The organism is Phycicoccus sp. Soil748, from assembly GCF_001428025.1.
Taxonomy (GTDB): Bacteria; Actinomycetota; Actinomycetes; order Actinomycetales; family Dermatophilaceae; genus Pedococcus.
In genome coordinates this window covers 40,640-64,078 of the sequence record NZ_LMSC01000006.1, presented here as the reverse complement: position 1 = coordinate 64,078, position 23,439 = coordinate 40,640, and the positions used below count along the sequence as shown (strand labels likewise).

The window sequence follows — 23,439 nt, the reverse complement described above, 5'->3', positions numbered from 1 at the left end:
GCTACCTGCCTTTCGGTGACGCCAGGGTGCCGGCCGGCAGCCCCTTCGCGCGGGGGTAGGACCTGTCGAGCTCGGCGAACACGACGTACCGCTGCGCCGCGCTGTACTTCGGGTGGCACGCGGTCATCGTCAGCCAGCGCTGCGTGGGCTGCTTGCCCGGCTGCTCGGGCACGGGGGCGATCACCTCGACGTCGGTCGGGTCGACGATGACGTGCCGCTTCACGACGTACACGTGGAACGCCGTCTTGGTCTCGACCACGACCTTGTCACCCGGGCGGAGGGTGTCGATGTCGTGGAAGGGACGGCCGTACGTCGTGCGGTGGCCGGCGACGGCGAAGTTGCCGACCGCGCCCGGCGTCGCCGTGCCCGTGTAGTGGCCCACGCCGTCCATGAGGATGTCGCGCGAGGTGCCCTCGAGGATCGGGCGCGCGTAGTCGGCGCCGAACCGCGGGATGCGCACGATCGCGAACGCCCTCCCGAACGGCACCTTCGACGGTGTCTCCGTGGCCGCGGGCCCGGAGCCGCCCTTCGGGCCGGCGGCGAAGTCACGGGTCAGCGTGGAGACGGTGTTGTCCTGGACGCGGTTGGCGGTGACGTCGGTCCACCACAGCTGCCAGCCGACGAAGAGCAGGAGCAGCAGCCCTGCCGTGACGAACAGGTCCCCGCCGATGCCGAGGACCCAACGCACTGCCTTCACTTCGCCGCCCTCGCGTCCTGCAGGTTGATGGAACCGGCATACGCCGGGAACGTCTCACGTCCGGTGGTCACGTCGTAGCCGAGGCCGACCGCGTCCACCCACTGCTTGTAGATGCCGACCGTCGGGCTCGCGTCGAGCGCCGCCTGCAGGTCGTCGGGGTTGCCGATCGCGGTGATGACGTAGGGCGGGGAGTAGACCCGGCCCTGGAGGATCAAGGTGTTGCCGACGCAGCGGACGGCGCTGGTGGAGATGATCCGCTGGTCCATGAGCATCATCGCCTCGGCGCCTCCCTGCCACAGCGCGTTGACCACGGCCTGCACGTCCTGCTGGTGCACGACGTAGTCGTCGACGGTGAACCCGTCGGGCAGGGTGTCCGGCACGGTCTTGGCGTCGGTCATCGAGACCCGCACCGTCGGGCCGGAGACACCCTGCGTGCCGGCGGACAGCGTGAGCGCGTCGGCGTCGGCGGTGAGCTGGGTGACCCTCCGGTCGCCGGGGGCCTGCAGTGCCGAGAGCCGGTCGACGTCGGCGCGCAGGCTCGCCACGCGCTGGGCGGCGATGGCGTTCTGGCGGGTCTGCTCGCGGATGAGCCCGGGGACGTCGCTGGTCGAGGACCTCAGGTCGGTGCCCTTGGCGGTCGCCGCGCTCGTGGCGAACAGCAGCCCGGCGCCGAGGGCGACCAGCGGAACAGCGGCCGACCACCCGGTGGGCCGGCGCGTCAACCACGTCAGCCGCTGGTCTGCCATGGCACTACGCTATGCCAAACGTCCCGGCGGCTCGATGCCGTCCGCATGCAAGGAGTGTTTCCGTGCCGGAGTCCAAGGGCCGCGCCAAGCGCGCCTACACCCCGCCCACCAAGCCTGCGAAGCCGAAGATCGGCAACCCCCCGTGGTTCGTGCCGGTCATGCTGACCCTGATGGTGGTCGGCCTGCTGTGGATCGTCGTCTTCTACATCACCAGCCAGCGGTTCCCCATCGAGGCCATCGGGCGCTGGAACCTCGGCATCGGCTTCGGCCTGATGCTGTCCGGCTTCGCGATGACGACGCGCTGGCGCTGACCGGGCACCGGTGGTGACGTCCACCTGACGCCGACGAACCGAGGCGCCCCCGACGAGCCTGGCTCGAGAGGGGCGCCTCGTCGCGTCCGGGAGGTCACGCCATCAGGGGGGAACGGCGTACGGCTGTCGCCAGGGGACGACCTCGTCAGACGCTGCTTGCGGTCTTGGAGAAGAGGCCGGACAGGCTGTCGCCCAGCAGGGCCACCGCCGCGAGGATGATCAGCGCGATCAGCGCGATCATGAGGCCGTACTCCACGGCCGTGGCCCCCCGCTCGGCAACCCGGGCCTGGAACTTCGCACACAGTCTGCTCATCGGTGAGCTCTCTCCGATCTGACACGGGCCGGGACCACGCTGCCCGACCCGTGAAGCGTGGCAGGTGCAGGCGGCGACCTCATCGTGCCGCTGCGGGTCCTCGTCCTCATGCGTCGGCGGGAGAGAGGTTGTCCACAGCCTGTCCACATCGGGTTGTCCACAGGTTTGTGCACAGCTGGGGACAGAATGACAGGCGTGTAATACGGAATTCTGCTGAGGCGGGCCTACGTCAGGCGGCGTAGTCCGGTCGGGCTACCGTCCGTCCACAAACGTCAGCCGACGAGCACGAAGCTCGGCGACACCGCGTACTTCGCGACGGACAGGAGCACGAGCACCACCACGACCGCAGCCACTCCCGGCCACTGCCACCGGCGCCGTTCGCGCGGGGTCGTCCAGGCGATCACGGCCGCGAGCGCCGCGCCCGTGACCAGGCCCCCGAGGTGGGCCTGCCAGGCGACGTTGGGGACGACGAAGCCGATGACGGCGTTGAGGCCGATCGTCGCGTACATGCCCGCCGACGACCGGCCGAGGTGGCGGTTGAGCACGAGCAGCGCGCCGAACAGGCCGAAGACGGCGCCCGACGCACCGACCGCGGGCGTGAGCCACATGCTGCGCGTGGCGAAGTCGTTGCTCGGCGGCGAGGACATGAGCAGGTAGGCGACCGAGCCGCCCACCGCGCTCACGAGGTACACCGCGGCGTACCGGGCGGCGCCGAGGAGGCGCTCGAGGTACTGGGCGCCGACCATCCACAGGGCCAGCATGTTGAACAGGATGTGCGTGACCGAGCCGTGGGCGAAGGCCGAGGTCAGGAAGCGCCAGGGCTCGGACTCCCCGAGGACCGGCACGAACCAGATGTCGCGGGTGAGCCCGGGCGTGATGGTCTGCAGCACGTAGACCAGGACGCAGATCCCGATGATCGCGTAGGACACCCGGGGGGTGTCGGTGACCCGACCCCCGAAGACGGTGGTCGCCGAGCGGACCGTCCGCGCCTGCTCGCGGACACAGTCCACGCACTGGACGCCGACGGCCGCCGGGCGCTGGCACTCCGGGCACACCGGCCGGTAGCACCGCTGGCACCGCACGTACGACACCCGGTCGGGGTGGCGCGGGCAGACCGGCGGGGCCTGCTGCTGGGGTGGTGCGCTGGGCTCGCTCACGGGCGGGTCCTGCCTTCGGGTGGTCGGGTCATCGTCGGCCGGCGACGGTCGTCGCCGGCCGGTCGGTCGTGCCGGTCAGTCGGGCCGGTCAGTCGTTGACGACGACCGACTCGATGACAACGTCCTCGACCGGCTTGTCGTTCGCACCGGTGCGCACGCCCGCGATCTTGTCGACGACCTCGCGGCTCGGGCCGTCGGCGACCTCACCGAAGATGGTGTGCTTGCCCTGCAGCCAGGTGGTGGGGCCGACGGTGATGAAGAACTGCGACCCGTTGGTGCCCTTGCCCATGCGCTTGCCGGCGTTGGCCATGGCGAGCATGTAGGGCTTGGTGAAGTCCTTGTCGGGGCTGATCTCGTCGTCGAACGTGTAGCCGGGGCCACCGACGCCCTGTCCGAGCGGGCAGCCGCCCTGGATCATGAAGCCGGGGATGATCCGGTGGAAGGTCAGGCCGTCGAAGAACGGCGTGGGGTTGGTGCGACCCGCGTCGTCGCGGTACTCCTGCTCACCGCTGGCGAGGCCGACGAAGTTCTTGACGGTCTTCGGCGCGTGGTCGGGGAACAGGGTGACGTTGATGTCGCCGTGGTTGGTCTTGAGGGTGACGTCCATGGCGCTCATCCTTCCACGAAGGGTCTCCAGGGGCCGCTCGCAGGCACCCCGCTGGCTTGCCCACCAGCCGAAACAGGGCAGGATGGGTGACGAGAAGCGTCCGACGTTCCGCATGACCATGTCTGCACAACCAGGGAGGCACGGGTGTTCCGCACCAAGAGCAAGTCCGAACAGGCCGCCGAGGCCGTGAGCTCGACCGCGTCCACGGCAGCGCACACCGCCGCCGACTACGCCGCCACGCTCAAGGAGCGCGTCTCCCCGGCGGCCGAGGTCGCCCGCGAGCGCGCCGGCCACGCGAAGGACTGGAGCAAGCCCCACGTGGAGGCTGCCCGCGACTGGGCCAAGCCGCACGTGGACCACGGCATCGAGGTCGCCGCCCCCAAGTTGCAGGGCGCTGTCGAGGGGCTGGCCCCCAAGGTCGACACCGCGCGCGACACCATCGTCGACACCCTGCTGCCGAAGGTGGCCGAGGCCATCGCGGCCGTGGCTGCCGCGTCGGCGGCCGCCAAGTCCACCGCGAGCGACGTCGCCGGCGAGACCGCCGACCGCTCCGGCGGGGCGTTCGCCGTCCTCAAGGGTGACGCCGTCGCCAAGAAGTCCGGCCGCAAGGGCAAGTTCCTCATCGGTCTCGGCGTCCTGGCCGCCATCGGTGCCGCCGTCGCAGCGTTCCGCAAGTCCGCGCCGCGCGAGGACCCGTGGGCCACCCCGCTCGACGACCCCTACACGGCGCCGTCCTCGGGCCGCGCCTCGACGACGGGCGACAAGGTCTCCCACCTCGCCGACGTCGCCAAGGACAAGGCAGCTGGTGCGGCCGAGGTCGTCAAGGACAAGGCTTCCGACGCCAAGGACAAGGCGACCTCCGTCGCCGCCGACGCCAAGGACAAGGCCACCTCGCAGGGCAAGCACGCCGCTGGCACCGCTGCCGATGCCACCGCGGACGCCGCGAACACCGTGGCCGACCAGGCCGAGGACACCAAGGACAAGCTCGACTGACCTGCTCTGACGGCTGTCCCCCGAAGGGCACCGCTGCGTCCACCCGGACGCGCCGGTGCCCTTCGTCGTGTCTACGCGACGCGCGTCGTATGGAGGGGGCGACGGTGGCGTCATCAGGGCTCTGGTCGTGTCGCAGTGGCACGGGGTGTGCGTTGACGGCAGGTAGCGTGTGGCGACATGTGGGACGCGCTGGCCGGACCGTACCTCGCCGCGGCGGGGCTGCTCGTACTGGCCGGGGCGCCGAAGGTCGCTGACCCCGCCCCCCTCGTCCGGGCCCTGCGCAGCGCCGGCCTCACCGTGCGCCCCGCTCCCGGCGCCCTCCTCGTACGAAGTTTCGCCGTGGCCGAGGTCGTCGTGGGCGCGTGGGCAGTGGTCACCCCCGGTCGCGTGGTCTCGGTCCTGGTCGCGGCGGCATACCTCGTCTTCACCGCCTTCGTCGCCCTCGTCCTCGCCCGGGGCGGCGTCCTCGGGTCGTGCGGCTGCTTCGGCAAGCCCGACACCCCGCCGAGCCGCACCCACCTGGCCCTGACCGCCGTGGCCGCCCTCGTCGCGGCTGCGGTCGCCGCAGCCCCGCCGGCCGACCCCTGGGGCGCGACCGCCGGCACCGGGGCCCTGGTCACCACCGCAGGACTGGCCGTCGTCATCGGCTTCCTCGCCTGGATGGCCATGGCCGTTCTGCCCACCACCACCGCCGCCGCGGTCCGCAGCGCCACCCGCACCCGTTCGAAGGGCTGAACCATGCTCGCCGCCGTCATCGCCGAAGGGGTCGCCGTCGTCCTGCTCGGCGTCCTCGTCCTCGGTCTCCTGCGCAGCCATGCGCTCATCCTCAAGGCCCTGCACGAGCTCGGTGCCGGCCTCGAGCTCGAGAAGGACGCGGGCACCGGCGTCACCACGGCCACCACGGGTGGGTCCCCGGGCCCCGTCCCGGTGGAGCTCGAGAACGGCGTCGTCCCGGCCACCCGCAAGGACTCGACCCGCGCGCACGACATCGTCGGCACCGACCTCGAGCGCGCCGAGCGCTCGGTGACCCTGACGACCCCCGGCTCGCGCACGCTGCTCGCCTTCCTCACCAGCGGCTGCAGCGTCTGCCAGACCTTCTGGGAGGAGTTCCAGCAGGGGGTCGACGTGCCGGGCGACGGTCGCCTGCAGGTCGTGGCCAAGGGCCTGGAGGAGGAGTCCGTCCCCAGCCTGCGCTCCCTGGCCGGCGACGTCCCGGTCGTGCAGTCCTCGGCGGCGTGGGTCGACTACGACATCCCCGGCTCGCCCTACTTCGTCTACGTCGAGGACGGCCGCGTCACCGGCGAGGGGTCGGCGACCACCTGGCCGCAGGTGCGCGACCTCATGGCCCAGGGCGTCTCCGACAGCGAGGACGCCCGCGCCGCTGCTGGGCGCACCGGTCCGGGCCAGCTGGTCGGCGAGGCCCTGGGCCGCGGGGAGCGCGACAGCGTGCCGCGCATGGATGACGAGCTGCTCGCGGCTGGGATCCGCCCGGGCGACCCGAGCCTGTACACCTCGCCCGACCTCGCCGGTCCTGCGACCGACGAGCACGGTCACGACCACGCGCACCACCACGACGAGCACGCGCACGATGGGCACGACCACGGTCACGAGCACGAGCACACCTCGGCGTCCGACCACCACCAGCACTGACCGGTCCCGTGTCCGTCGCCACCCTCGCGCTCGCGCTCGGCCTGCCCATGGCCACCGTCGCGGCCGTGCGGGCGACCTGGTCCCCTTGAGGCGAGTCGATGCTGTCCAGCATCAGCCCGCTCGGTGAGCGGGCCCGTGCCTCCCGCTGGTGGGTGACCACCGCGGCATACCTCCTCGGCTCGGCCGTCGGGGGACTCGCCCTCGGCGCCCTCGCCTCGCTGCTCGGCGGCCTCGTGCCCGACCCGGTACGCAGCTCGTCGTGGTCGCTGGCCCTCGTCGCCGTGCTGCTCCTCGTGGGGCTGGGCTTCGACTCCCAGCGTGGCCGGCTCGACCTGCCGTCGTGGCGGCGGCAGGTCGACGAGCAGTGGCTCACCCGCTACCGCGGCTGGGTGTACGGCGTGGGCTTCGGGGCACAGCTCGGGTTCGGCCTCGTCACGATCATCACCAGTGCCACGACGTACGCCGTCGTGCTCCTCGCCGCGCTCGGTGGCGACCTGCGCGTGGGGCTGGCGATCGGGGCGACCTTCGGGGTCGTCCGGGCCCTGCCGTCGCTCCTCATGGGTGGTGTGGCCGACCGCGCCGCCCTGCACACCGTCTTCGGCCGCGTCGAGAGATGGGCCAGATCCGCACGAATCGTCGCTAGGGTGACGCTGGGGGTCGCGGCAGCCGCGCTCCTGGCCGTCGCAGTTGGGAGCTGAACAGATGGCAGACACCTATGGCCTCAAGGCCGACGCGCCGCGGGGGTGGCACGTCGCCGTGACCCGGCGCCCCGGGGCGACTCCTGTGGCGCCGGACGCCCGCGCGAGAGGGGTGGTCGAGGACCAGGACGTCACCCGACCGGTGCTGCACGCCTGCACCCGGCCGCTGCCCGAGCTCCGCGGAGACTTCGGGACCGGGGTCGTCGACCTGCTCGGGCCCGACGACGTGTTCGTGGCGCTGGTCGACTACGGGTCCGAGGTCGCCGACCAGGGGTTGTTCGAGAAGCAGGGACTGCCCCGGCTCGCCCCGTCGCACTTCGCGCCGAACCGGCTCCAGCGGCCGCTGCCCGGCATGAGCGCCAGCCAGCAGTTCTTCAGCCACGGCGGCCGGGCGTTCTGCCTGTTCACCGTGCTCGGCAGCCATGCCCGGCGCATGGCGTCCGTCCCGCGGGCCATGACGCTCGTCAACTCGCTGCACATCACCGACCGGGCGACGCTGGCCCGACTGGGAGGCCACCCGTGAGCACCCTCGACGACCTCAACGCCGGACCCGGGGGGATGGCCGGCTTCGTGTCCTCGTTGTCGCGCCGGCTGCGGCCCGTCTCCCGCCGCGACCTGTTCGTCGGTGCCGCCGTCGCCGGGTCGGCCCTGGCCACCAGCCCCAAGAACTACGTCCTGCGCCCGCAGCCGGCCTACGCCACGATCTGCGGCCCCGGCAACACCGCCAGCAGCGGCTGGACCGTGTTCTGCTGCACGGTCAACAAGGGCGTCAACGCCTGCCCGCCCGGCAGCTTCGCCGCTGGCTGGTGGAAGGCCGCCGACTCCTCGTGGTGCGGTGCGGGCTACCGCTACATCGTCGACTGCAACGCGTCGTGCTCGAAGTGCTCGACCGGCTGCACCGACGGCATCTGCGACAGCAAGTGCTGGAGCTGCTCGTGCGGCACCGGGTCGAGCCGGACCTGCGACCAGCGACGCGTGTGCTGCAACGCGTTCCGCTACGGCCAGTGCAACACCCAGGTCAAGTGCAGCGGCGGCGTCCACTGCCGCGTGGTGAGCTGCGTCGCGCCGTACAAGTGGGCCTCCTGCACCACCACCTCGCTGGTGGACGACCGCACCGCCGAGCACAGCGCGCCGTGCCTGCCGGGCTGGGGGGCGATCTCCCAGAAGGAACGCGACATGGGCGCGCAGGGCTCCTACCTCAAGGCGTCGACCACGCCCGGGGTCCTCGTGGGCGACGGCCGTGGCACCTACGTCGTCTACCAGGGCGGCTCGATCTACCACACCAAGACGACGGGGGCGCACGGCGTGCCCAACTCGGTGAAGTCGGTGTGGGCGTCCGTCGACGGCCCCCGTGGCCTGCTCGGGTACCCCACGAGCGAGTGGCTGACCGGGCGCGTCAACGGCGGCTGGGTCCAGACCTACGAGCACGGCGCCATCACCGACTCCCCGGACACCACGACGAAGATCGTCTACGGCACGGCGTACACGCAGTGGACCGGCACCGGTAGCGAGAGCGGTCTCCTCGGCTACCCGACGACCAACCGCATCTCGGGCATGACCGACGGCGGCTGGCGCCAGGAGTTCCAGAAGGGCGTCGTCATCGACTCGGCGAGCACGCCGGTCAAGACGATCTACGGCGACGCGTTCACGGCGTGGAAGGGCACCGGACGCGAGACCGGCGTCCTCGGCTACCCGACGACCAACCGCATCTCCGGCATGACGGACGGCGGCTGGCGCCAGGAGTTCCAGCGCGGCATCGTCATCGACTCGGCCAGCACGTCCACCAAGTGCATCTACGGCGACGCCCTCACCTCGTGGGTCGCCGGTGGCCGCGAGACCGGCGAGCTCGGGTACCCCAAGGGCAACCGGGTCTCCGGACAGGTCCGCGGCGGCTGGCACCAGGACTTCCAGCAAGGTGAGCTCTGGGCCCTCGACAAGCCCTTCCGGGTGCTCGGTGCGGTGCTCACCGAGTGGAAGGCGCAGGGCGGGGCCGCCGGCAGCTACGGCTACCCGGTCACGGACACCACGACCGTGGACGGCAAGCTCACCTGCACGTTCGAGGGCGGGACGATCACGGCCTGACGCACCGCCCCGGTGCGCGGGGCCGGGTGCGTTGGGGCCGCGTGCGTTGGGGCCCGGTGCGCGGGGCCGGGCTCGGCGCCGCGCTCAGGCGAGGCGGCCGAGTACCTCGCGCACGGCCTCGGTGAGTGTCCTGTCGAGGGACTCGGGGACGCAGCGCGGGTCGACGAGGCACCGGCCGCGCTCGACCCGCGCGAGCACCGGCTCGTCCAGCCCGCGCAGCAGCTCGGCACACGCCTCGGGTAGGGCCACGGCCCAGCCGGGCAGGGGTCTCCCGGGGGCACCGCCGCCACCGACGACGCCGTCGGCGGCCACCACCGTTGCCCCCGACCCGGTCGGCAGGGTGGCGACCAGCGCGGCGCACCGTGCGCGAAGCCGGTCCGGGTCGGCCTCGAGGGCGTCCCAGACGGGCGGACGGGGCCCGCGCACGGTGGCCTCGAGCCCGGCCAGGGTGGTCTTGTCTGCGCGCAGCGCCCGGGCGAGGGGGTGTCGGCGCAGCGTCTCCACCGTGGCGGCGTCGCCGAGGACGAGGCCGGCCTGGGGACCGCCGAGCAGCTTGTCGCCGCTGCAGGTCACGATGGCAGCACCCTCCGCGAGCGCCGACGCGGCGTCCGGCTCGTCGGGCAGCAGCGGGTGCGGCCTCAGCAGGCCACTGCCGATGTCGTGCACGACCGGGACGCCGAGCCCGGCGAGGTCGACGACCGACGCGGACGCCGTGAAACCCTCGACCCGGAAGTTGCTGGGGTGGACCTTGAGGATGCAGCCGGTGTCGGGACCCACGGCGGCGGCGTAGTCGGCCAGCGTGGTCCGGTTCGTCGTGCCGACCTCGCGCAGGCGGGCACCGGTGCTGGCGATGAGGTCGGGGAGCCGGAACCCGTCACCGATCTCGACCATCTCGCCGCGGCTGACGACGACCTCACGCCCCGCGGCCAGGGCCGTCGTGGCGAGCACCAGGGCCGCGGCACCGTTGTTGACCACCAGCGCCCCGCCGGCCTCGGGCAGCACCTCGAGCAGGGCGGCCAGGGTCCCGCGGCCGCGCTTCGACCGCTTGCCCGTGCGCAGGTCCAGCTCGACGTCGACCGTGCCGGCGGCCGCGGCCATCGCCTCGACCGCCGCCTCAGACAGCGGTGCCCGGCCCAGGTTGGTGTGGATGACGACACCAGTCGCGTTGATGACCGGGGTCAGCGTGGTCGCGCGAGCGGGGAGGGCGGCGAGGGCCGCCTCGACGACCTCGTCGGGGGCGATCTGTCCTGCCCTCGCCCGTCCCTGGGCCCCGTTCACCGCTGCTCGCACCGTGTCGCGCCCCAGGCGAGCCACCGCCGCCTGCACCTCCGGGTCGGCCAGGACGGCGTCGGTGCGGGGCACCAGGCGACGCACGTCCTGGGCGTCGGGCTGTGGCGATGGCATGCGCTCTCCTGTCGTCGCGGCGGCCGGAGCCAGCGTAGGCGAGGGCGGTCCCGGCTGCGCTGCACCGGGTCTTGTCACCACCGCCACCGCGAGAGCACCCTTGCGGGATGAGGACGTTCGAGGTGACCCAGCGCGACTCGCGCGGGCGCGGCCGGGGCACGTGCCGGGTGGCCGCCGGCGACGCGAGCGAGGCGGTCGCCCGGGTCCGCGCCATGGCACCGGGCCAGGGCGGCGCGACCGTGTACGCCGTGTACCGGCACCGTCGTCTCCGCGGTCGCCGCTTCGTCGGCCTGTGGTCCGGGTCCGGGCCCGGGTCCGACGGCGGCCCGACCGGCGTCCGTGAACCACGTCGCCCGCTCCCGGCCCCACCCAGCCTGTCCGTCGCGCTCGAGGTGTCCCGGACCGGTCCCTGAGCCCCGTCGCGAAGCGGTCCCTCGACCTCGGGGGCGGGAGTACGGTGTGCCCACCCCCCGCTCCCCGGCGTTCGGAGATGTCATGCCTCGCTTCGCCCACACCCTCTCCGTCAGCGCTCCACCCTCTGCGATCTTCGCCATCGTCGACGACGTGAGCCAGACGCCGACGTGGCTGTCCCGGTGCACCGGCATCGACAAGCTCGACCCGGGGACCAACGACGTCGGCACCCGGCTGCGCTACCACTACGCCGACGGTCGGCGCACCGGTGTCATGGACGGACAGATCGTCGCCCGCGAGCCCGACCGTCACTTCGCCATGAAGTTCACCGACCGGATGATGGACGTCACCGTCGACTTCGTCGCGGCCTCCGACGGGGTGGGGACGACCCTGACCCACACCATCGACATCGCCACCAAGGGCTTCGGCCGTGCCTTCGGGCCGGTCATCAAGCGCCAGCTGCCGAAGCAGACGCTCGACGCCATGACCTCCCTGAAGCGCCTCGCCGAGCAGCGCACCTCCGCGTAGGGCTGGCCAGCTTCTCCCACCAACGGCTCTGTACGAGGCGGATCACCGCCCTTAGGCTGCCAAGCGTTCTGGCGGGTCCACTCACGGAGGTGCGTCATGGCAGGGAAGTTCGAGCTCTACAAGGACAAGGCCGGGAAGTACCGCTTCCGCCTCAAGGCCAGCAACGGCCAGGTCATCGCGACGGGTGAGGCGTACGAGTCCAAGGCCGCGGCCGAGAACGGCATCAAGTCGGTCCAGACCAACGCCGCCGGCGCGCCGACCGTCGAGGTCGACGGGTAGCCCCACCCGTGGGCGGCTCCGGCGCGCGATGGCGGGTCTGGGCCGCCCGGGTGGCGGTCGTCGTCGCCGGCGGGGTGGTCGCGGTCGTGCTCCTGCAGCTCTGGTCGTTCGCCCACGTCGACAACCCTGCCGTCATCGAGCGGTCTGCGATCGTCCGGACGGCCACCTCGCACTGCGCCGCCATGCGTGACGCGACGGCAGCCGCAGCCGTGGGCACCTCAGCGTCGATCCAGCAGCGGGTCGGGGCGATCAACGCCCAGAACGACGCCGTCACCGAGATGGTCGTCGCCCTGCGCTCGTTGGGTCCGTCCGTCCTCGCGTCCGACCCGCCAAGCTCCCGCTGGGTCGAGGACTGGCAACGGCTCGTCACGGCGCGGGACGACTACGCCCGCTCCCTCGCCGCCGGTCACCCCAGGCCGATGCGGCTGCCCACCGTCGAGGGGACCCCACTGCTGGATCGGCTCAACGACGTCGGCGTCAGCTGCCGCGTGCCCCTCGCCCTGCTCGCTCCCTGACCGTCTCGAGCAAACAAAAGGCCCTCTCCGACGAGCGGAAAGGGCCTGTCGAGAACTGGTGGAGCCAAGGGGACTCGAACCCCTAACCCCCTGCTTGCAAAGCAGGTGCGCTACCAATTGCGCCATGGCCCCCGAGTGGGGAGTCGACCCCAGGTTCCTGTGTCAGGAAGGGGAGTCGGTCGCCTGGGCCCAGAGGTCCTTCTCGGCCTGCTGGGCCTTGAGCTTCTTCTGGATCGCGGCAGCGCCGACTGCGGTCACGACGAGAAACAGGAGCTTCTTCATCGGTGGTCCGCCTTCCCTCGCAGAGAACCCGCGGGGATCGGGATTGGTGGGCCTAACAGGACTTGAACCTGTGGCCTCTTCCTTATCAGGGAAGCGCTCTAACCGTCTGAGCTATAGGCCCGTGAGCCCAATCTCCGCTGCGCCACGGTGGTGGCGCGAGACCCGAGGTTACATGACGGTAGGGCTGCCCACCAAAACGGATACCGCCCGCCCTCCGGAGTCGGAGGACGGGCGGTCGAGGTACGGCGCGGGGCCGCTTCTCAGTCGTCGGTGAGGGTCAGCTGGAGGCCGCCCACGAGGGCCGAGCAGATGTTGTAGAGGAACGCGCCGAGGGTCGACAGGGCGGTCAGCAGGATGACGTCGATGACCCCGATGACGATGCTCAGGGACAGCACCCGACCGAAGCCGAGGAAGTCCATGATGTCGAACGGGTTCTCGCTGTCGTTGAAGATCGTGCCCACCAGGCGGTTGACCTCGGAGAAGACCCCCATGCCCGACAGGATCATCCAGAGCACGGCGACCATGACCACGCCGGCGATGCCGAGGGCCACGGAGATGAGGAACGACATCTTCATCGCCGACCAGGGGTCGACCCGCGAGACGGTGAGTTTGACCCGACGGGCGCGGCCGGCGGCGGCAGCAGCCCCGGCCGGGCGCGCGGGCGCTCCCGGGCGAACCGTGCCGACCTGCTCGGCGCCGCGGTTCATCCGCCCAGCCTCCGGTCCTCCCGGACGCGACGACGTGCTCGTGTGGCCTGCCGTGCTCACTCGTTACCTCCGGTGGAGTCGGTCTCGGTCGCCTCGGGGGCCGGGGGAGTCTGATCACCCTCAGCGCCGTCGACGACCTGCTCGTTCACGGACGACGGTACGGCATCGGTGACCGCTGAGTCGCCTGCGGCACTCCCGTCCGTGCTCAGGTCGCTCTCATCCTCGGAACGCTCGGGGTTCCTGGCCACCGCCACGACCGAGTCGCCCTTGCCCGCCTTGGCGAACTGCACACCCATGGTGTTGCGGCCCGTGAGGCGGACCCCGTCGACGCGCGACCGGACGATGTTGCCCTTCTCGAAGATGACCAGCACCTCGTCGTCCTCGTCGACCGTCAGGGCACCGACGAGGTCGCCGTTGCGCTCGGTGATCTTCGCGACCGCGACACCCAGGCCACCACGGCCCTTGGCGTTCCAGTCAGAGGACGGGCTGCGCTTGGCCATGCCGTTCTCGAAGACCACGAACACGTCGGGGTCCTCGCCCTCGTGGATGACGCTGAGCGACAGCAGCGAGTCGTCGCCGCGGAACCGCATACCGGTCACGCCACTGGTGGCGCGGCCCATCGGGCGCAGCTGCTCGTCGGTGGCATGGAAGCGCACCGACTGGGCCTTGCGCGAGACGAGCAGCAGGTCGTCGGTCTGCGAGGCGAGGTCGGCGGCCACGAGCTCGTCGCCGTCGCGCAGGTTGACCGCGATCAGGCCACCGCTGCGGGGGGAGTCGTAGTCGGCGAGGCGCGTCTTCTTGACCAGGCCGTTCTTGGTCGCGAGCACGAGGTAGGGCTGCTGCTCGTAGTCGCGGACGTCGAGGACCTGGGCGATCTTCTCGTCCGGCTGGAACGCGAGCAGGTTGGCGACGTGCTGGCCCTTGGCGTCACGACCGGAGTCGGGCAGCTCGTAGGCCTTGACCCGGTAGACCCGACCCAGGTTGGTGAAGAAGAGCAGCCAGTGGTGGGACGTCGTGGTGAAGAAGTGGTCGACCATGTCGTCACCGCGCAGGGAGGCGCCGCGGACGCCCTTGCCGCCACGGCCCTGCGACCGGTACGCGTCGACGCGGGTGCGCTTGGCGTAGCCGCCGCGCGTGATGGTGACGACCACGTCCTCCTCGGGGATGAGGTCCTCCATCGACATGTCGCCGTCGATGAGCTCGATCCGGGTGCGGCGGTCGTCGCCGTACTTGTCGACGAGCTCACCGAGCTCCTCGGACACGATGTTCCGCTGGCGCTCGGGCTTGGCGAGGATGTCCTCGTAGTCCTTGATGAGCGCCTCGAGGCGGTCGTGCTCGTCGATGATCTTCTGGCGCTCGAGGGCGGCCAGTCGGCGCAGCTGCATCTCGAGGATGGCGCGGGCCTGGATCTCGTCGATCTCCAACAGCTCGATGAGGCCGTCACGCGCCGCCTCCACGGTCTGCGACCGGCGGATGAGGGCGATGACCTCGTCGAGGGCGTCGAGCGCCTTGAGCAGGCCACGCAGGATGTGGATCTCGTTCTCGGCCTTGCGCAGGCGGAACCGCGTCCGGCGCTGGATGACCTCGACCTGGTGCTCGACCCAGTGGCGGATGAACGCGTCGATCGGCAGCGTGCGCGGCACGCCGTCGACCAGGGCCAACATGTTGGCGCCGAAGTTGGTCTGCAGCTGGGTGTGCTTGTAGAGGTTGTTGAGCACGACCTTGGCCACGGCGTCGCGCTTGAGCACGATGACCAGGCGCTGGCCGGTGCGGCCGGAGGTCTCGTCGCGGATGTCGGCGATGCCCGACAGGCGACCCTCCTTGGTCAGCTCGGCGATCTTCTGGGCCAGGGTGTCGGGGTTGACCTGGTAGGGCAGCTCGGTGACGACGAGGCACTGCCGGCCCTGGATCTCCTCGACCTCCACGACCGCGCGCATGATGACCGAGCCTCGCCCGGTGCGGTAGGCGTCCTCGATGCCCTTGCGGCCGAGGATGAGCGCGCCCGTGGGGAAGTCGGGGCCGGAGATGCGGGCCAGGACCGCGTCGAGGAACTGCTCACGGTCGGCCTCGGGGTTGGCGAGGTACCACTGGGCGGCGTCGGCGACCTCACGCAGGTTGTGCGGCGGGATGTTGGTCGCCATGCCGACGGCGATGCCGGAGCTGCCGTTGACGAGCAGGTTGGGAAAGCGGCTCGGCAGGACGGACGGCTCCTGTGTCTTGCCGTCGTAGTTGTCGCGGAAGTCGACGGTGTCCTCGTGGATGTCGCGGACCATCTCCATGGCCAGCTGCGCCATCCGGCACTCGGTGTACCGCGGGGCGGCGGCCGGGTCGTCGCCCGGGGAGCCGAAGTTGCCCTGCCCGTCGACGAGCGGGTAGCGCAGCGACCAGTCCTGCACGAGGCGGACGAGGGCGTCGTAGATCGAGGAGTCACCGTGCGGGTGGTACTGGCCCATCACCTCACCGACGACGCGGCTGCACTTGTTGTAGCCGCGGTCGGGGCGGTAGCCGCCGTCGTACATGGCATAGACGACGCGGCGGTGCACCGGCTTGAGGCCGTCACGGACATCGGGCAGCGCGCGGCTGACGATGACCGTCATGGCGTAGTCGATGTAGCTGCGCTGCATCTCCGCGTTGAGGTCGATCGCCTCGGTCCGGTCGTACTCGACGGGCGGTATCTCAGTCATGAATTCCCTTGTCCCTCAATGCACTTCAGAAGATCAGCACTTCAACGATTCGGAGGTGTGGCTCTGGCCGGGTTCCACGTGAAACCTGCCGGCCTTGCCTCGTACCTAGATGTCCAGGAACCGGACGTCGCGCGCGTTGCGCTGGATGAAGCCGCGACGGCTCTCGACATCCTCGCCCATCAGCACGGCGAAGATCTCGTCGGCCGCGGCGGCGTCGTCGAGGGTCACCTGCAGGAGCACCCGGTGGTCGGGGTCCATCGTGGTCTCCCACAGCTCCTGGTAGTCCATCTCGCCGAGACCCTTGTAGCGCTGGATGCCCGCGTCCTTCGGCAGGCGCCAGCCCTGGGACTGCCCGGCCTGGACCATGGCGTCGCGCTCACGGTCGGAGTAGGCGAACTCGTGGGCGTGGTTGCTCCACTTGAGGCGGTAGAGCGGCGGCTGCGCGAGGTAGACGTAGCCCTCCTCGATGAGGGGGCGCATGAACCGGAAGAGCAGCGTCAGCAGCAGCGTGCGGATGTGCAGGCCGTCGACGTCGGCGTCGGCCATGAGCACGATCTTGTGGTAGCGCGCCTTGGACTTGTCGAAGTCCTCGCCGATGCCGGTGCCGAACGCCGAGATGAGCGCCTGGACCTCGTTGTTGGCGAGCACCTTGTCGATGCGCGCCTTCTCGACGTTGAGGATCTTGCCGCGGATCGGGAGGATCGCCTGGTTGTGCGGGTTGCGACCACGCACGGCCGAGCCGCCGGCGGAGTCACCCTCGACGATGAACACCTCGGAGATCGAGGGGTCCTTGCTCTGGCAGTCACGCAGCTTGCCCGGCAGGCCACCGGACTCGAGCAGGCCCTTGCGACGGGTGGCCTCGCGGGCCTTGCGCGCCGCCATGCGGGCGGCGGCCGCCTGCACCGACTTGCGGACGATGTCGCGCCCCTCGCTGGGGTGCGCCTCCAGCCAGTGGCCGAACTCGTCGGTCATGGCGCGCTGGACGAACCCCTTGACCTCGGAGTTGCCGAGCTTGGTCTTGGTCTGGCCCTCGAACTGCGGCTCGCCGAGCTTGACCGACACGACGGCGGTCAGGCCCTCGCGGATGTCGTCGCCGGTGAGGTTGTCGTCCTTGTCCTTGAGGATGTTCTGCTTGCGCGCGAAGTCGTTGATGAGCTTGGTCATCGCCGCGCGGAAGCCCTCCTCGTGGGTGCCGCCCTCGTGGGTGTTGATGGTGTTGGCGTAGGTGTGGACCGACTCGGAGTAGGCGGTGGTCCACTGCATCGCGAGCTCGAGGCTGAGCTGGCGCTCGGTGTCCTCGGACTCGATCGAGATGATCTCCGCGTGGACCGGCTCGGCCTTCTTGGACCCGACCAGGTGGGTGACGTAGTCGACCAGGCCGTTGGCGTAGGTGTAGCTGACCTGCCGCGGCTTCTTCTCCGCGGCGTCGACCGTCTCGGCCTCCTCGGCCTCGGTCTCCTGGACGCGCTCGTCGACGAGGTTGATGGTCAGGCCCTTGTTGAGGAACGCCATCTGCTGGAACCGCGCGCGGATCGTCTCGAAGTCGTACTGGGTGGTCTCGAAGATGTCGCCGTCCGCCCAGAAGGTGATCGTGGTGCCGGTGCGGTCCGAGGCCTCCATCTGCTCCAGCGGCGCCGTGGCGACACCGTGGTCGAAGGACATCCGGAAGGCGTGGCCCTTCTGGCAGACCTCGGCGTCGAGCCGGGTCGACAGGGCGTTGACGACCGAGGAGCCCACGCCGTGCAGGCCACCGGACACCTTGTAGCCGCCGCCACCGAACTTGCCGCCGGCGTGCAGCTGGGTGAGCACGAGCTCGACGGTGGACACGCCGTACGCGTCGTTCATGCCCGTGGGGATGCCGCGGCCGTTGTCGGTCACGCGCACGCCGCCGTCGGCGAGGAGGGTGACGTCGATGGTGTCGGCGTAGCCGGCGAGCGCCTCGTCGACGGAGTTGTCGACGATCTCCCAGACCAGGTGGTGCAGGCCCCGCTCACCGGTCGACCCGATGTACATGCCCGGGCGCTTGCGCACGGCCTCGAGCCCCTCGAGCACGGTGATCGCGCTCGCGTCGTAGTCGACACCCTCGGGGACCCCGGCGAGCTCGGCCTCGGCACGCAGGCGGGCAGCCTCGGCCTGCTCGGCGGTGAGGTTCTCGGAGGTCTCGGGGATGGGCGTGCTCTCGTGCGGTGTCTGGTCAGACTCGGACACGGTGCTCCTTCTCCGGTGGGGCACGCCGCTCGGGGTGGCCCCGGCACGTCGCTGCACCCTGCTCATGACACGCGACCAGTCTGGAGACCAGCTGGCCGCGATTTCACCTCACAGTCTACCGGTCAGCGGTGTCAGGCAGCCCTCTGGAGGCCCGTGAGCCGGGATTCGAGCCAAAAAAGTCCCCCTGTCCGACTCCCCATACGTCACCCCGCCCCTCAGCGCCGGATTCTCGCGTTTGGCGACCGGGTCTGGGGCGCTCACTCCGAGAGGGTCCGCTCGAACAGGTCGCGCACCGGCCCGGACAGGTCGTGCTCGGCGAGGGTGACCTCCTCGCCCTCGGGTGGGGAGGCCAGGTGGTAGGCGTACGAGTCCGGGACGGTGCGCCCCGGGACGACCGGCTCCAGCCCGCGCGGACCGTCGCCGGCCAGGATCGCGCACCACTGCTCGGCGTCACTGTCGGGCAGCTCGCCCACGTCAAGGGTCCTGGTCAGGGGTGCGCCAGCCAGGCCACCGGTGCGCCGCAGGCGGAGGCGCAGGCCGGCAGAGCCACCCACCTCCCGCGTCACAGCTCGACGACCTGGCGTACGGCGCGGCCGGCAGCCAGCTCGTCCATCGCGTGGTTGAGGTCGTCCAGGGCGATGCGCGAGGAGACCAGCGCCTCGACCGGGAGCCGCCCCTCGCGCCACCACTGCGCCAGGACGGGGATGTCGCGCGCCGGCACGGCCGACCCGAGGTAGCTGCCGATGACCGTCCGGGCCTCGGCGACGAGCTGCAGCGGCGAGACGCTGGCGCGGGCGTCGGGGTGCGGCAGCCCCACCGTCACCGTGCGACCACCCGGGGCCGTCGCCGCGAGGGCCGCCTCGAAGGCAGGCGCGCTGCCGGCCGCCTCGACGACGACCTCGGCCCGCAGGCCGGTGGCGGCGAGCTGTGCGGGGTCGAGCGCCTGCGCGGCCCCGAGCTCCAGGGCGAGCTCACGCTTGGCGGCGACACCGTCGACGGCGGTCACCGGACCCGTGCCCAGTGCAACGGCGGTGAGCAGCGCCGCCATACCCACGCCGCCGAGCCCCACGACCAGCACGGACTCCCCGGGTGCCGGGGGAGCGGCGTTGAGCAGGGCGCCACCGCCGGTGAGCACGGCGCAGCCGAGCACGGCCGCGACGTCCGGGGGGACGTCGTCGGGCACGGCCACGACCGAACGCGTGTCGACCACCGCGTGGGTGGCGAACCCGGACACGCCGAGGTGGTGGTGCACGGGGGAGCCGTCCCGGGAGAGGCGTCGGCCGCCGCCGAGCAGCTCGCCCGCGGAGTTGCTCGCCGAGCCGGCGACGCAGGGCACCCGGCCGCCCGTGGCGCAGTTCGCGCACTCGCCGCACCGGGGCAGGAAGGTCATGACCACGCGACTGCCCGGGGCCAGGTCGGTGACCCCCGGGCCGAGCTCGAGCACCCGGCCGGCCGCCTCGTGGCCGAGCAGCATCGGGACGGGGCGCGGCCGGTTGCCGTCGACCACCGAGAGGTCGGAGTGGCACACCCCGGCCGCCTCGACGGCCACGAGGACCTCACCCGGACCGGGCTTCGCGAGGTCGAGCCCACCCACCGTGAGCGGGCGGGTGGTCGCCCAGGGCCCGGGCCGGCCGACCTCCTCGAGGACGGCACCGGTGATCCTCACCCGCGGTCCTGCACGGCGTCCTCGAGCAGCTCACGCACCGCGGTCGGGATCGGGACCGTCCCGCGGGTCGTGCGGTCGATGTAGACGTGGACCCAGTGCCCGAGGGCCGCCACCTGCTCGGTGTCGGCACCGAACAGGCCCAGTGCGTAGGTGATGCTGCTGCGGCCCAGCCGTTCGACGCGCACCCCGACGTCCAGCGCGTGCGGGTACTCCAGCTCGCGGAAGAAGCGGCAGCCCGACTCGGCGACGACCCCCAGCTCCGGCAGCGCCAGGACGTCGACCTGGGCCCCGCTGATGAGCCAGCCGTTGATGGCCGAGTCGAACAGCTCGTAGTAGACGGCGTTGTTGAGGTGGCCGTACATGTCGTTGTCCGACCACCGCGTGGTCACGCGGACCACGTGGTCGAAGTGGTCGCGGGTCAGCGAGCGGTCGTCGTCGGCCGTCATCCCTCGATCCTAGGGACAGCGGCCGGTCGGCACCGGCCGACTGCTCACCGGCAGCCGGTCAGCCGTAGGTGTCGCGCGGGCCGGGGCCCTGGCTGCGCCGCGGGCCCTTGGACCACGAGGGCGCGCTCGGTCCGACGATCTTGAGCGAAGCGACGGTGCCCTTGCCCACCTCGTTCTCCAGGCGGCCCATGATCGAGGCCTCCAGCAGGCGCAGCTGCGTGGTCCAGGCGGTGGAGTCCGCCCGCACGGTCAGCACCCCGAGCTCGAACGTCACCGGCGTGCAGTGCTGGGCCACCTCGTCACCGACGATCTGCGCCCACCGGCCCATGACCGAGCCGACCGCGACGTCGACCTTCCAGCCGCGGTCGCTGAGCAGCCGGTCGAGCTGGTCGCCGAGCAGCAGCGGGTCACGGCCGTCGCGGCGGACCTTCGCCGGCTCACCCGGCCGTCGCCGGCGCATCGGCTTCAGGCCCGGGCGCAGCCCCTTCTCGCCCGCAGCGGCCCGCGCCCTCTGCAGCGCGGCAGCCGCCGCGTCCTCCGCCGCAGCCACCAGCTCGTCGACCGAGACGTCCGGCGATCCCCCCGGCGAGAGCGCGGACGAGTCCTCGGACGTGTCGTCGGTGGCGCCCTCCTCGTCGCTGGGGAGCCCGGCCTCGGCACCCTCGTCGCGCTCGTCAGCCACGCAGCGCCACCTCACCCAGGCTCACGGCATACGTGCGCCCGGTCAGCGTGGTCGGCACGTCGGCGTCGACCGCCGCGGTGATGAGGACCTGGTCGCAGTCGGCCACCATCGCGGCGAGCCGCTCGCGGCGGCCCGAGTCGAGCTCGGCGAAGACGTCGTCGAGGATGAGCACGGGGTCGTCGCCGAGGTCGTGCCGCAGCAGCTGGTATGCCGCGAGCTTGAGTCCCAGCGCGAACGACCAGCTCTCGCCGTGGCTGGCATAGCCCTTGGCCGGCAGGTCGCCGAGGGACAGCACGAGGTCGTCGCGGTGGGGACCGGCCAGCGACATGCCGCGCTCGACCTCGCGGTCACGCAGCTCGGCGAGGGTGGCCAGGATCTCGGTCCGGAGCTGGTCGATGTCCGGCACCTCACCAGCGGCGATGGACGCGGACGCCGCCTCGCGCAGCGAGCTCTTGTAGGACACCCGCGCGTCGGACTGCCCGGCGCTGACCTCGTCATACGCCTTGGCGAGGTAGGGCCCGAGGTCACGCAGCAGCCGCAGCCGCGCGTAGAGCAGCTGCGACCCGACGGAGGCGAGGTGCTCGTTCCAGATGTCGAGGGTGTGCAGCGCCGAGGCGCGGGCGTCCTCGACCGGCCCGTCGCCCGGACGCGGGGTGCGCCGCTGGCCACGGCGGAGCACGGGCGCGGCCGACTTGAGCAGGGCGTTGCGCTGCTTGAGGACCTTGTCGTAGTCGCCGCGCACGCTGGCCCACCGCGGTTGTCTCGACACGAGCAGGTCGTCGAGGAACTTGCGGCGCTCGGAGGGGTCGCCCTTGACCAGGGCCAGGTCCTCGGGAGCGAAGAGGACGGTCCGCAGGGTGCCGAGCACGTCGCGGGGCCGCCCGGCCGGTGCCCGGCCCAGCCTGGCCCGGTTGGCCCGGCCGGGGTTGATCTCGAGCTCGACCAGGGTCTCGCGGCCGTCGCGCACCACCGCGCCCCGGATCACCGCCTGCTCGGCCCCGAACCGCACCAGCGGCTGGTCGGTGGCGACCCGGTGGCTCGAGAGCGTGGCGAGGTAGCCGATCGCCTCGACGAGGTTGGTCTTGCCCTGGCCGTTGAGCCCGACCAGCGTCGTCACCCCGGGCTCGAGCGGCAGCTCGGCCGCCGGGTAGCTGCGGAAGTCGGAGACGGTCAGGTGACGGACGTGCACTGACCCTGCCGTTCAGCCGGCGCCGGGGCCGGCGGTCACTTCGCGCGCTTGCGGGTCGACCCCGACCCCGAGGTCGCGCCCGAGCCACCGGTGGAGCCGCTGCCGGAGGACGGACCGGCCGCAGCGGCCTTGCGACCCTTGGCGGCAGCCTTCGCCGCGCTCTTGGTGGGCTTCTCCTTGGGCGTGACCTTGGCGGCCACTGCCTTCTCGTGCTTGGGGGCACCCTCGGCGCGCAGCTTCTCGCCCTCGGCGACCGACATCACCTGGTGGCCGCCGAACCCCCCACGCAGCGCGGCCACAGCCTGCATCGTGGGGGACTCCTGCTGGCGCGAGGCGAACCGGGAGAACAGCGACGCCGAGATGACGGGCATGGGCACCGAGTTGGCGATGGCCTCCTCGACCGTCCAGCGGCCCTCACCAGAGTCGACGGTGTAGCCGGAGACGTCCTCGAGGTGCGGGTTCTTCTCCAGCGCGTCGACCAGCAGGTCGAGCAGCCAGGAGCGCACGACGGTGCCGCGGGTCCAGGCCTTGAACGCACCCGGCACGTCGGTGACGATGTCCTTGGCCTCGAGCAGCTCGTACCCCTCGGCGTAGGCCGCCATGAGGCCGTACTCGATGCCGTTGTGGACCATCTTCGTGTAGTGGCCGGCGCCGACCTTGCCCGCGTGGACGAAGCCCTCCTCGCGCGGACCCTCGGGGCGCAGCGCGTCGAAGATCGGCATGGCCTTCTTCACGTTGGCCGCGGACCCGCCGACCATGAGGCCGTAGCCGTTCTCCAGGCCCCAGATGCCGCCGCTGACACCGCAGTCGAGGTAGCCGATGCCCTTGGTCCTGAGCAGCGCCTCGTTCTCGAAGTCGTCGGTGAAGCGGCTGTTGCCGCCGTCGATCACCATGTCGCCCTTGTCGAGGAGCTCGGCCAGCTTGGCCACCGTGGCGCGCGTCGGCTGGCCCGAGGGGACCATGACCCAGACGGTCCGGGGGGCGTCGAGCTTCTTGACCAGCGCGGCGAGGGTCTTGACGTCGGAGACGGCGGGGTTGTTGTCGAAGCCCACCACCTCGTGGCCCGCGCGGCGGATGCGCTCGCGCATGTTGCCGCCCATCTTGCCGAGGCCGATCAGACCGAGCTGCATGTGACGACGCCTTTCGTAGGGGGATCCCGCAGGGGGTGGGCCGGGGCCGTCCGG

General features: G+C 71.5%; 27 protein-coding genes and 2 tRNA genes. 11 read left to right on the top strand and 18 right to left on the bottom strand.

Translation table 11 applies throughout. The features are described 5' to 3' along the window. Position 1: 1 nt before the first annotated feature. Entirely contained in the window at positions 2-697 is a 696-nt protein-coding gene (locus ASG70_RS05265; RefSeq protein ID WP_235531350.1) for a class E sortase, read from the bottom strand. Continuing rightward, complete coding sequence (locus tag ASG70_RS05260) at positions 694-1,443, bottom strand: DUF881 domain-containing protein (RefSeq protein ID WP_056882818.1); 750 nt, start codon at positions 1,441-1,443, stop codon at positions 694-696. The genes ASG70_RS05265 and ASG70_RS05260 overlap by 4 nt, the downstream gene beginning before the upstream one ends. Before the next feature lie 62 nt (positions 1,444-1,505). Between ASG70_RS05260 and ASG70_RS05255 the strand changes: the two genes are divergently transcribed. Next, positions 1,506-1,754 (top strand): cell division protein CrgA, encoded by a 249-nt coding sequence (locus ASG70_RS05255; RefSeq protein WP_056882817.1) that lies wholly within the window; start codon positions 1,506-1,508, stop codon positions 1,752-1,754. Between the two features lie 145 nt (positions 1,755-1,899). Here the strand turns inward: ASG70_RS05255 and ASG70_RS05250 are convergent, their stop codons facing one another. The 3 genes from ASG70_RS05250 to ASG70_RS05240 form a co-directional block, all read right to left on the bottom strand. Continuing rightward, positions 1,900-2,067: a Flp family type IVb pilin gene (locus ASG70_RS05250; RefSeq protein WP_056883220.1), complete on the bottom strand. Its 168-nt coding sequence runs from the start codon at positions 2,065-2,067 to the stop codon at positions 1,900-1,902. Positions 2,068-2,339: 272 nt separating this feature from the next. Continuing rightward, positions 2,340-3,224, bottom strand: coding sequence for a rhomboid family intramembrane serine protease (locus ASG70_RS05245; RefSeq protein WP_056882816.1), 885 nt, complete (start codon positions 3,222-3,224; stop codon positions 2,340-2,342). Between the two features lie 88 nt (positions 3,225-3,312). After that, positions 3,313-3,831 (bottom strand): peptidylprolyl isomerase, encoded by a 519-nt coding sequence (locus ASG70_RS05240; RefSeq protein WP_056882815.1) that lies wholly within the window; start codon positions 3,829-3,831, stop codon positions 3,313-3,315. A gap of 144 nt (positions 3,832-3,975) precedes the next feature. Between ASG70_RS05240 and ASG70_RS05235 the strand changes: the two genes are divergently transcribed. The 6 genes from ASG70_RS05235 (at position 3,976) to ASG70_RS05210 (ending at position 9,254) form a co-directional block, all read left to right on the top strand. Then, positions 3,976-4,824, top strand: coding sequence for a hypothetical protein (locus ASG70_RS05235; RefSeq protein WP_056882814.1), 849 nt, complete (start codon positions 3,976-3,978; stop codon positions 4,822-4,824). A gap of 177 nt (positions 4,825-5,001) precedes the next feature. Further along, a complete protein-coding gene (locus tag ASG70_RS05230; RefSeq protein WP_056882813.1) occupies positions 5,002-5,559 on the top strand; it encodes a MauE/DoxX family redox-associated membrane protein in 558 nt (185 codons plus the stop codon). A 3-nt stretch (positions 5,560-5,562) separates the two neighbouring features. Further along, a complete protein-coding gene (locus tag ASG70_RS19595; protein WP_056882812.1) occupies positions 5,563-6,474 on the top strand; it encodes a hypothetical protein in 912 nt (303 codons plus the stop codon). 98 nt (positions 6,475-6,572) lie between these two features. Beyond that, positions 6,573-7,172: a hypothetical protein gene (locus ASG70_RS05220; protein WP_056882811.1), complete on the top strand. Its 600-nt coding sequence runs from the start codon at positions 6,573-6,575 to the stop codon at positions 7,170-7,172. 4 nt (positions 7,173-7,176) lie between these two features. Further along, entirely contained in the window at positions 7,177-7,695 is a 519-nt protein-coding gene (locus tag ASG70_RS05215) for a hypothetical protein (RefSeq protein WP_156399831.1), read from the top strand. Then, a complete protein-coding gene (locus ASG70_RS05210; protein WP_056882809.1) occupies positions 7,692-9,254 on the top strand; it encodes an LGFP repeat-containing protein in 1,563 nt (520 codons plus the stop codon). The genes ASG70_RS05215 and ASG70_RS05210 overlap by 4 nt, the downstream gene beginning before the upstream one ends. A gap of 84 nt (positions 9,255-9,338) precedes the next feature. Here the strand turns inward: ASG70_RS05210 and selA are convergent, their stop codons facing one another. Beyond that, on the bottom strand, positions 9,339-10,658 hold the full coding sequence (selA, locus tag ASG70_RS05205; protein ID WP_056882808.1) for an L-seryl-tRNA(Sec) selenium transferase: 1,320 nt from the start codon (positions 10,656-10,658) through the stop codon (positions 9,339-9,341). A gap of 107 nt (positions 10,659-10,765) precedes the next feature. On the opposite strand from selA, the gene ASG70_RS05200 reads away from it, so the two are divergent. The 4 genes from ASG70_RS05200 to ASG70_RS05185 all read left to right on the top strand — a co-directional run bounded on the left by ASG70_RS05200 (position 10,766) and on the right by ASG70_RS05185 (position 12,391). Continuing rightward, on the top strand, positions 10,766-11,071 hold the full coding sequence (locus tag ASG70_RS05200) for a hypothetical protein (RefSeq protein WP_156399830.1): 306 nt from the start codon (positions 10,766-10,768) through the stop codon (positions 11,069-11,071). An 82-nt stretch (positions 11,072-11,153) separates the two neighbouring features. Beyond that, positions 11,154-11,597, top strand: a complete 444-nt coding sequence (locus tag ASG70_RS05195) for an SRPBCC family protein (protein ID WP_056882806.1) — start codon at positions 11,154-11,156, stop codon at positions 11,595-11,597. Between the two features lie 96 nt (positions 11,598-11,693). Further along, positions 11,694-11,876, top strand: coding sequence for a YegP family protein (locus ASG70_RS05190; protein WP_056882805.1), 183 nt, complete (start codon positions 11,694-11,696; stop codon positions 11,874-11,876). Positions 11,877-11,884: 8 nt separating this feature from the next. After that, the gene (locus ASG70_RS05185) at positions 11,885-12,391 is read left to right on the top strand and encodes a hypothetical protein (protein ID WP_056882804.1); all 507 of its coding nucleotides are present in this window, start codon (positions 11,885-11,887) and stop codon (positions 12,389-12,391) included. A 56-nt stretch (positions 12,392-12,447) separates the two neighbouring features. On the opposite strand, the gene ASG70_RS05180 is transcribed toward ASG70_RS05185, so the two are convergent. From ASG70_RS05180 to gnd, 12 genes are all read right to left on the bottom strand, one after another. Continuing rightward, positions 12,448-12,523: transfer RNA gene (locus ASG70_RS05180), tRNA-Ala, on the bottom strand. A gap of 30 nt (positions 12,524-12,553) precedes the next feature. Continuing rightward, positions 12,554-12,673, bottom strand: a complete 120-nt coding sequence (locus tag ASG70_RS19840) for a DLW-39 family protein (protein WP_235531349.1) — start codon at positions 12,671-12,673, stop codon at positions 12,554-12,556. 44 nt (positions 12,674-12,717) lie between these two features. Continuing rightward, positions 12,718-12,794: transfer RNA gene (locus ASG70_RS05175), tRNA-Ile, on the bottom strand. A 139-nt stretch (positions 12,795-12,933) separates the two neighbouring features. Then, entirely contained in the window at positions 12,934-13,380 is a 447-nt protein-coding gene (locus tag ASG70_RS05170; protein ID WP_056882803.1) for a DUF3566 domain-containing protein, read from the bottom strand. Positions 13,381-13,436: 56 nt separating this feature from the next. Further along, complete coding sequence (gene gyrA / locus ASG70_RS05165) at positions 13,437-16,064, bottom strand: DNA gyrase subunit A (protein WP_056882802.1); 2,628 nt, start codon at positions 16,062-16,064, stop codon at positions 13,437-13,439. A gap of 105 nt (positions 16,065-16,169) precedes the next feature. Then, the gene (gene gyrB / locus ASG70_RS05160) at positions 16,170-18,182 is read right to left on the bottom strand and encodes a DNA topoisomerase (ATP-hydrolyzing) subunit B (RefSeq protein WP_056883219.1); all 2,013 of its coding nucleotides are present in this window, start codon (positions 18,180-18,182) and stop codon (positions 16,170-16,172) included. Positions 18,183-18,529: 347 nt separating this feature from the next. Continuing rightward, positions 18,530-18,826, bottom strand: a complete 297-nt coding sequence (locus ASG70_RS05155; protein ID WP_369818885.1) for a protealysin inhibitor emfourin — start codon at positions 18,824-18,826, stop codon at positions 18,530-18,532. Positions 18,827-18,834: 8 nt separating this feature from the next. Beyond that, positions 18,835-19,938, bottom strand: coding sequence for an alcohol dehydrogenase catalytic domain-containing protein (locus ASG70_RS05150; protein WP_056882800.1), 1,104 nt, complete (start codon positions 19,936-19,938; stop codon positions 18,835-18,837). Continuing rightward, complete coding sequence (locus ASG70_RS05145; RefSeq protein ID WP_056882799.1) at positions 19,935-20,384, bottom strand: thioesterase family protein; 450 nt, start codon at positions 20,382-20,384, stop codon at positions 19,935-19,937. Before ASG70_RS05145 ends, ASG70_RS05150 begins: the two co-directional genes overlap by 4 nt. Before the next feature lie 58 nt (positions 20,385-20,442). Beyond that, positions 20,443-20,937 carry a DUF721 domain-containing protein gene (locus tag ASG70_RS19170; RefSeq protein WP_056883218.1) on the bottom strand — a complete coding sequence of 165 codons (495 nt, stop codon included), beginning with the start codon at positions 20,935-20,937 and terminating at the stop codon, positions 20,443-20,445. 121 nt (positions 20,938-21,058) lie between these two features. Continuing rightward, complete coding sequence (gene recF / locus ASG70_RS05135) at positions 21,059-22,255, bottom strand: DNA replication/repair protein RecF (RefSeq protein WP_056882798.1); 1,197 nt, start codon at positions 22,253-22,255, stop codon at positions 21,059-21,061. A 35-nt stretch (positions 22,256-22,290) separates the two neighbouring features. Further along, positions 22,291-23,385: a phosphogluconate dehydrogenase (NAD(+)-dependent, decarboxylating) gene (gene gnd, locus ASG70_RS05130; protein WP_056882797.1), complete on the bottom strand. Its 1,095-nt coding sequence runs from the start codon at positions 23,383-23,385 to the stop codon at positions 22,291-22,293. Positions 23,386-23,439 lie beyond the last annotated feature (54 nt).

What these genes read in the sequence shown, in the direction of transcription:
- ASG70_RS05250 (WP_056883220.1), bottom strand. Translation starts at nt 2,067, where the DNA reads ATGAGCAGACTGTGTGCGAAGTTCCAGGCCCGGGTTGCCGAGCGGGGG.
- ASG70_RS05215 (WP_156399831.1), top strand. Translation starts at nt 7,177, where the DNA reads ATGGCAGACACCTATGGCCTCAAGGCCGACGCGCCGCGGGGGTGGCAC.
- ASG70_RS05260 (WP_056882818.1), bottom strand. Translation starts at nt 1,443, where the DNA reads ATGGCAGACCAGCGGCTGACGTGGTTGACGCGCCGGCCCACCGGGTGG.
- ASG70_RS05200 (WP_156399830.1), top strand. Translation starts at nt 10,766, where the DNA reads ATGAGGACGTTCGAGGTGACCCAGCGCGACTCGCGCGGGCGCGGCCGG.
- ASG70_RS05240 (WP_056882815.1), bottom strand. Translation starts at nt 3,831, where the DNA reads ATGGACGTCACCCTCAAGACCAACCACGGCGACATCAACGTCACCCTG.
- ASG70_RS05220 (WP_056882811.1), top strand. Translation starts at nt 6,573, where the DNA reads ATGCTGTCCAGCATCAGCCCGCTCGGTGAGCGGGCCCGTGCCTCCCGC.
- gnd (WP_056882797.1), bottom strand. Translation starts at nt 23,385, where the DNA reads ATGCAGCTCGGTCTGATCGGCCTCGGCAAGATGGGCGGCAACATGCGC.
- selA (WP_056882808.1), bottom strand. Translation starts at nt 10,658, where the DNA reads ATGCCATCGCCACAGCCCGACGCCCAGGACGTGCGTCGCCTGGTGCCC.
- ASG70_RS05230 (WP_056882813.1), top strand. Translation starts at nt 5,002, where the DNA reads ATGTGGGACGCGCTGGCCGGACCGTACCTCGCCGCGGCGGGGCTGCTC.
- ASG70_RS05195 (WP_056882806.1), top strand. Translation starts at nt 11,154, where the DNA reads ATGCCTCGCTTCGCCCACACCCTCTCCGTCAGCGCTCCACCCTCTGCG.
- ASG70_RS05145 (WP_056882799.1), bottom strand. Translation starts at nt 20,384, where the DNA reads ATGACGGCCGACGACGACCGCTCGCTGACCCGCGACCACTTCGACCAC.
- ASG70_RS19840 (WP_235531349.1), bottom strand. Translation starts at nt 12,673, where the DNA reads ATGAAGAAGCTCCTGTTTCTCGTCGTGACCGCAGTCGGCGCTGCCGCG.
- ASG70_RS05190 (WP_056882805.1), top strand. Translation starts at nt 11,694, where the DNA reads ATGGCAGGGAAGTTCGAGCTCTACAAGGACAAGGCCGGGAAGTACCGC.
- gyrA (WP_056882802.1), bottom strand. Translation starts at nt 16,064, where the DNA reads ATGACTGAGATACCGCCCGTCGAGTACGACCGGACCGAGGCGATCGAC.
- ASG70_RS19595 (WP_056882812.1), top strand. Translation starts at nt 5,563, where the DNA reads ATGCTCGCCGCCGTCATCGCCGAAGGGGTCGCCGTCGTCCTGCTCGGC.
- ASG70_RS05170 (WP_056882803.1), bottom strand. Translation starts at nt 13,380, where the DNA reads ATGAACCGCGGCGCCGAGCAGGTCGGCACGGTTCGCCCGGGAGCGCCC.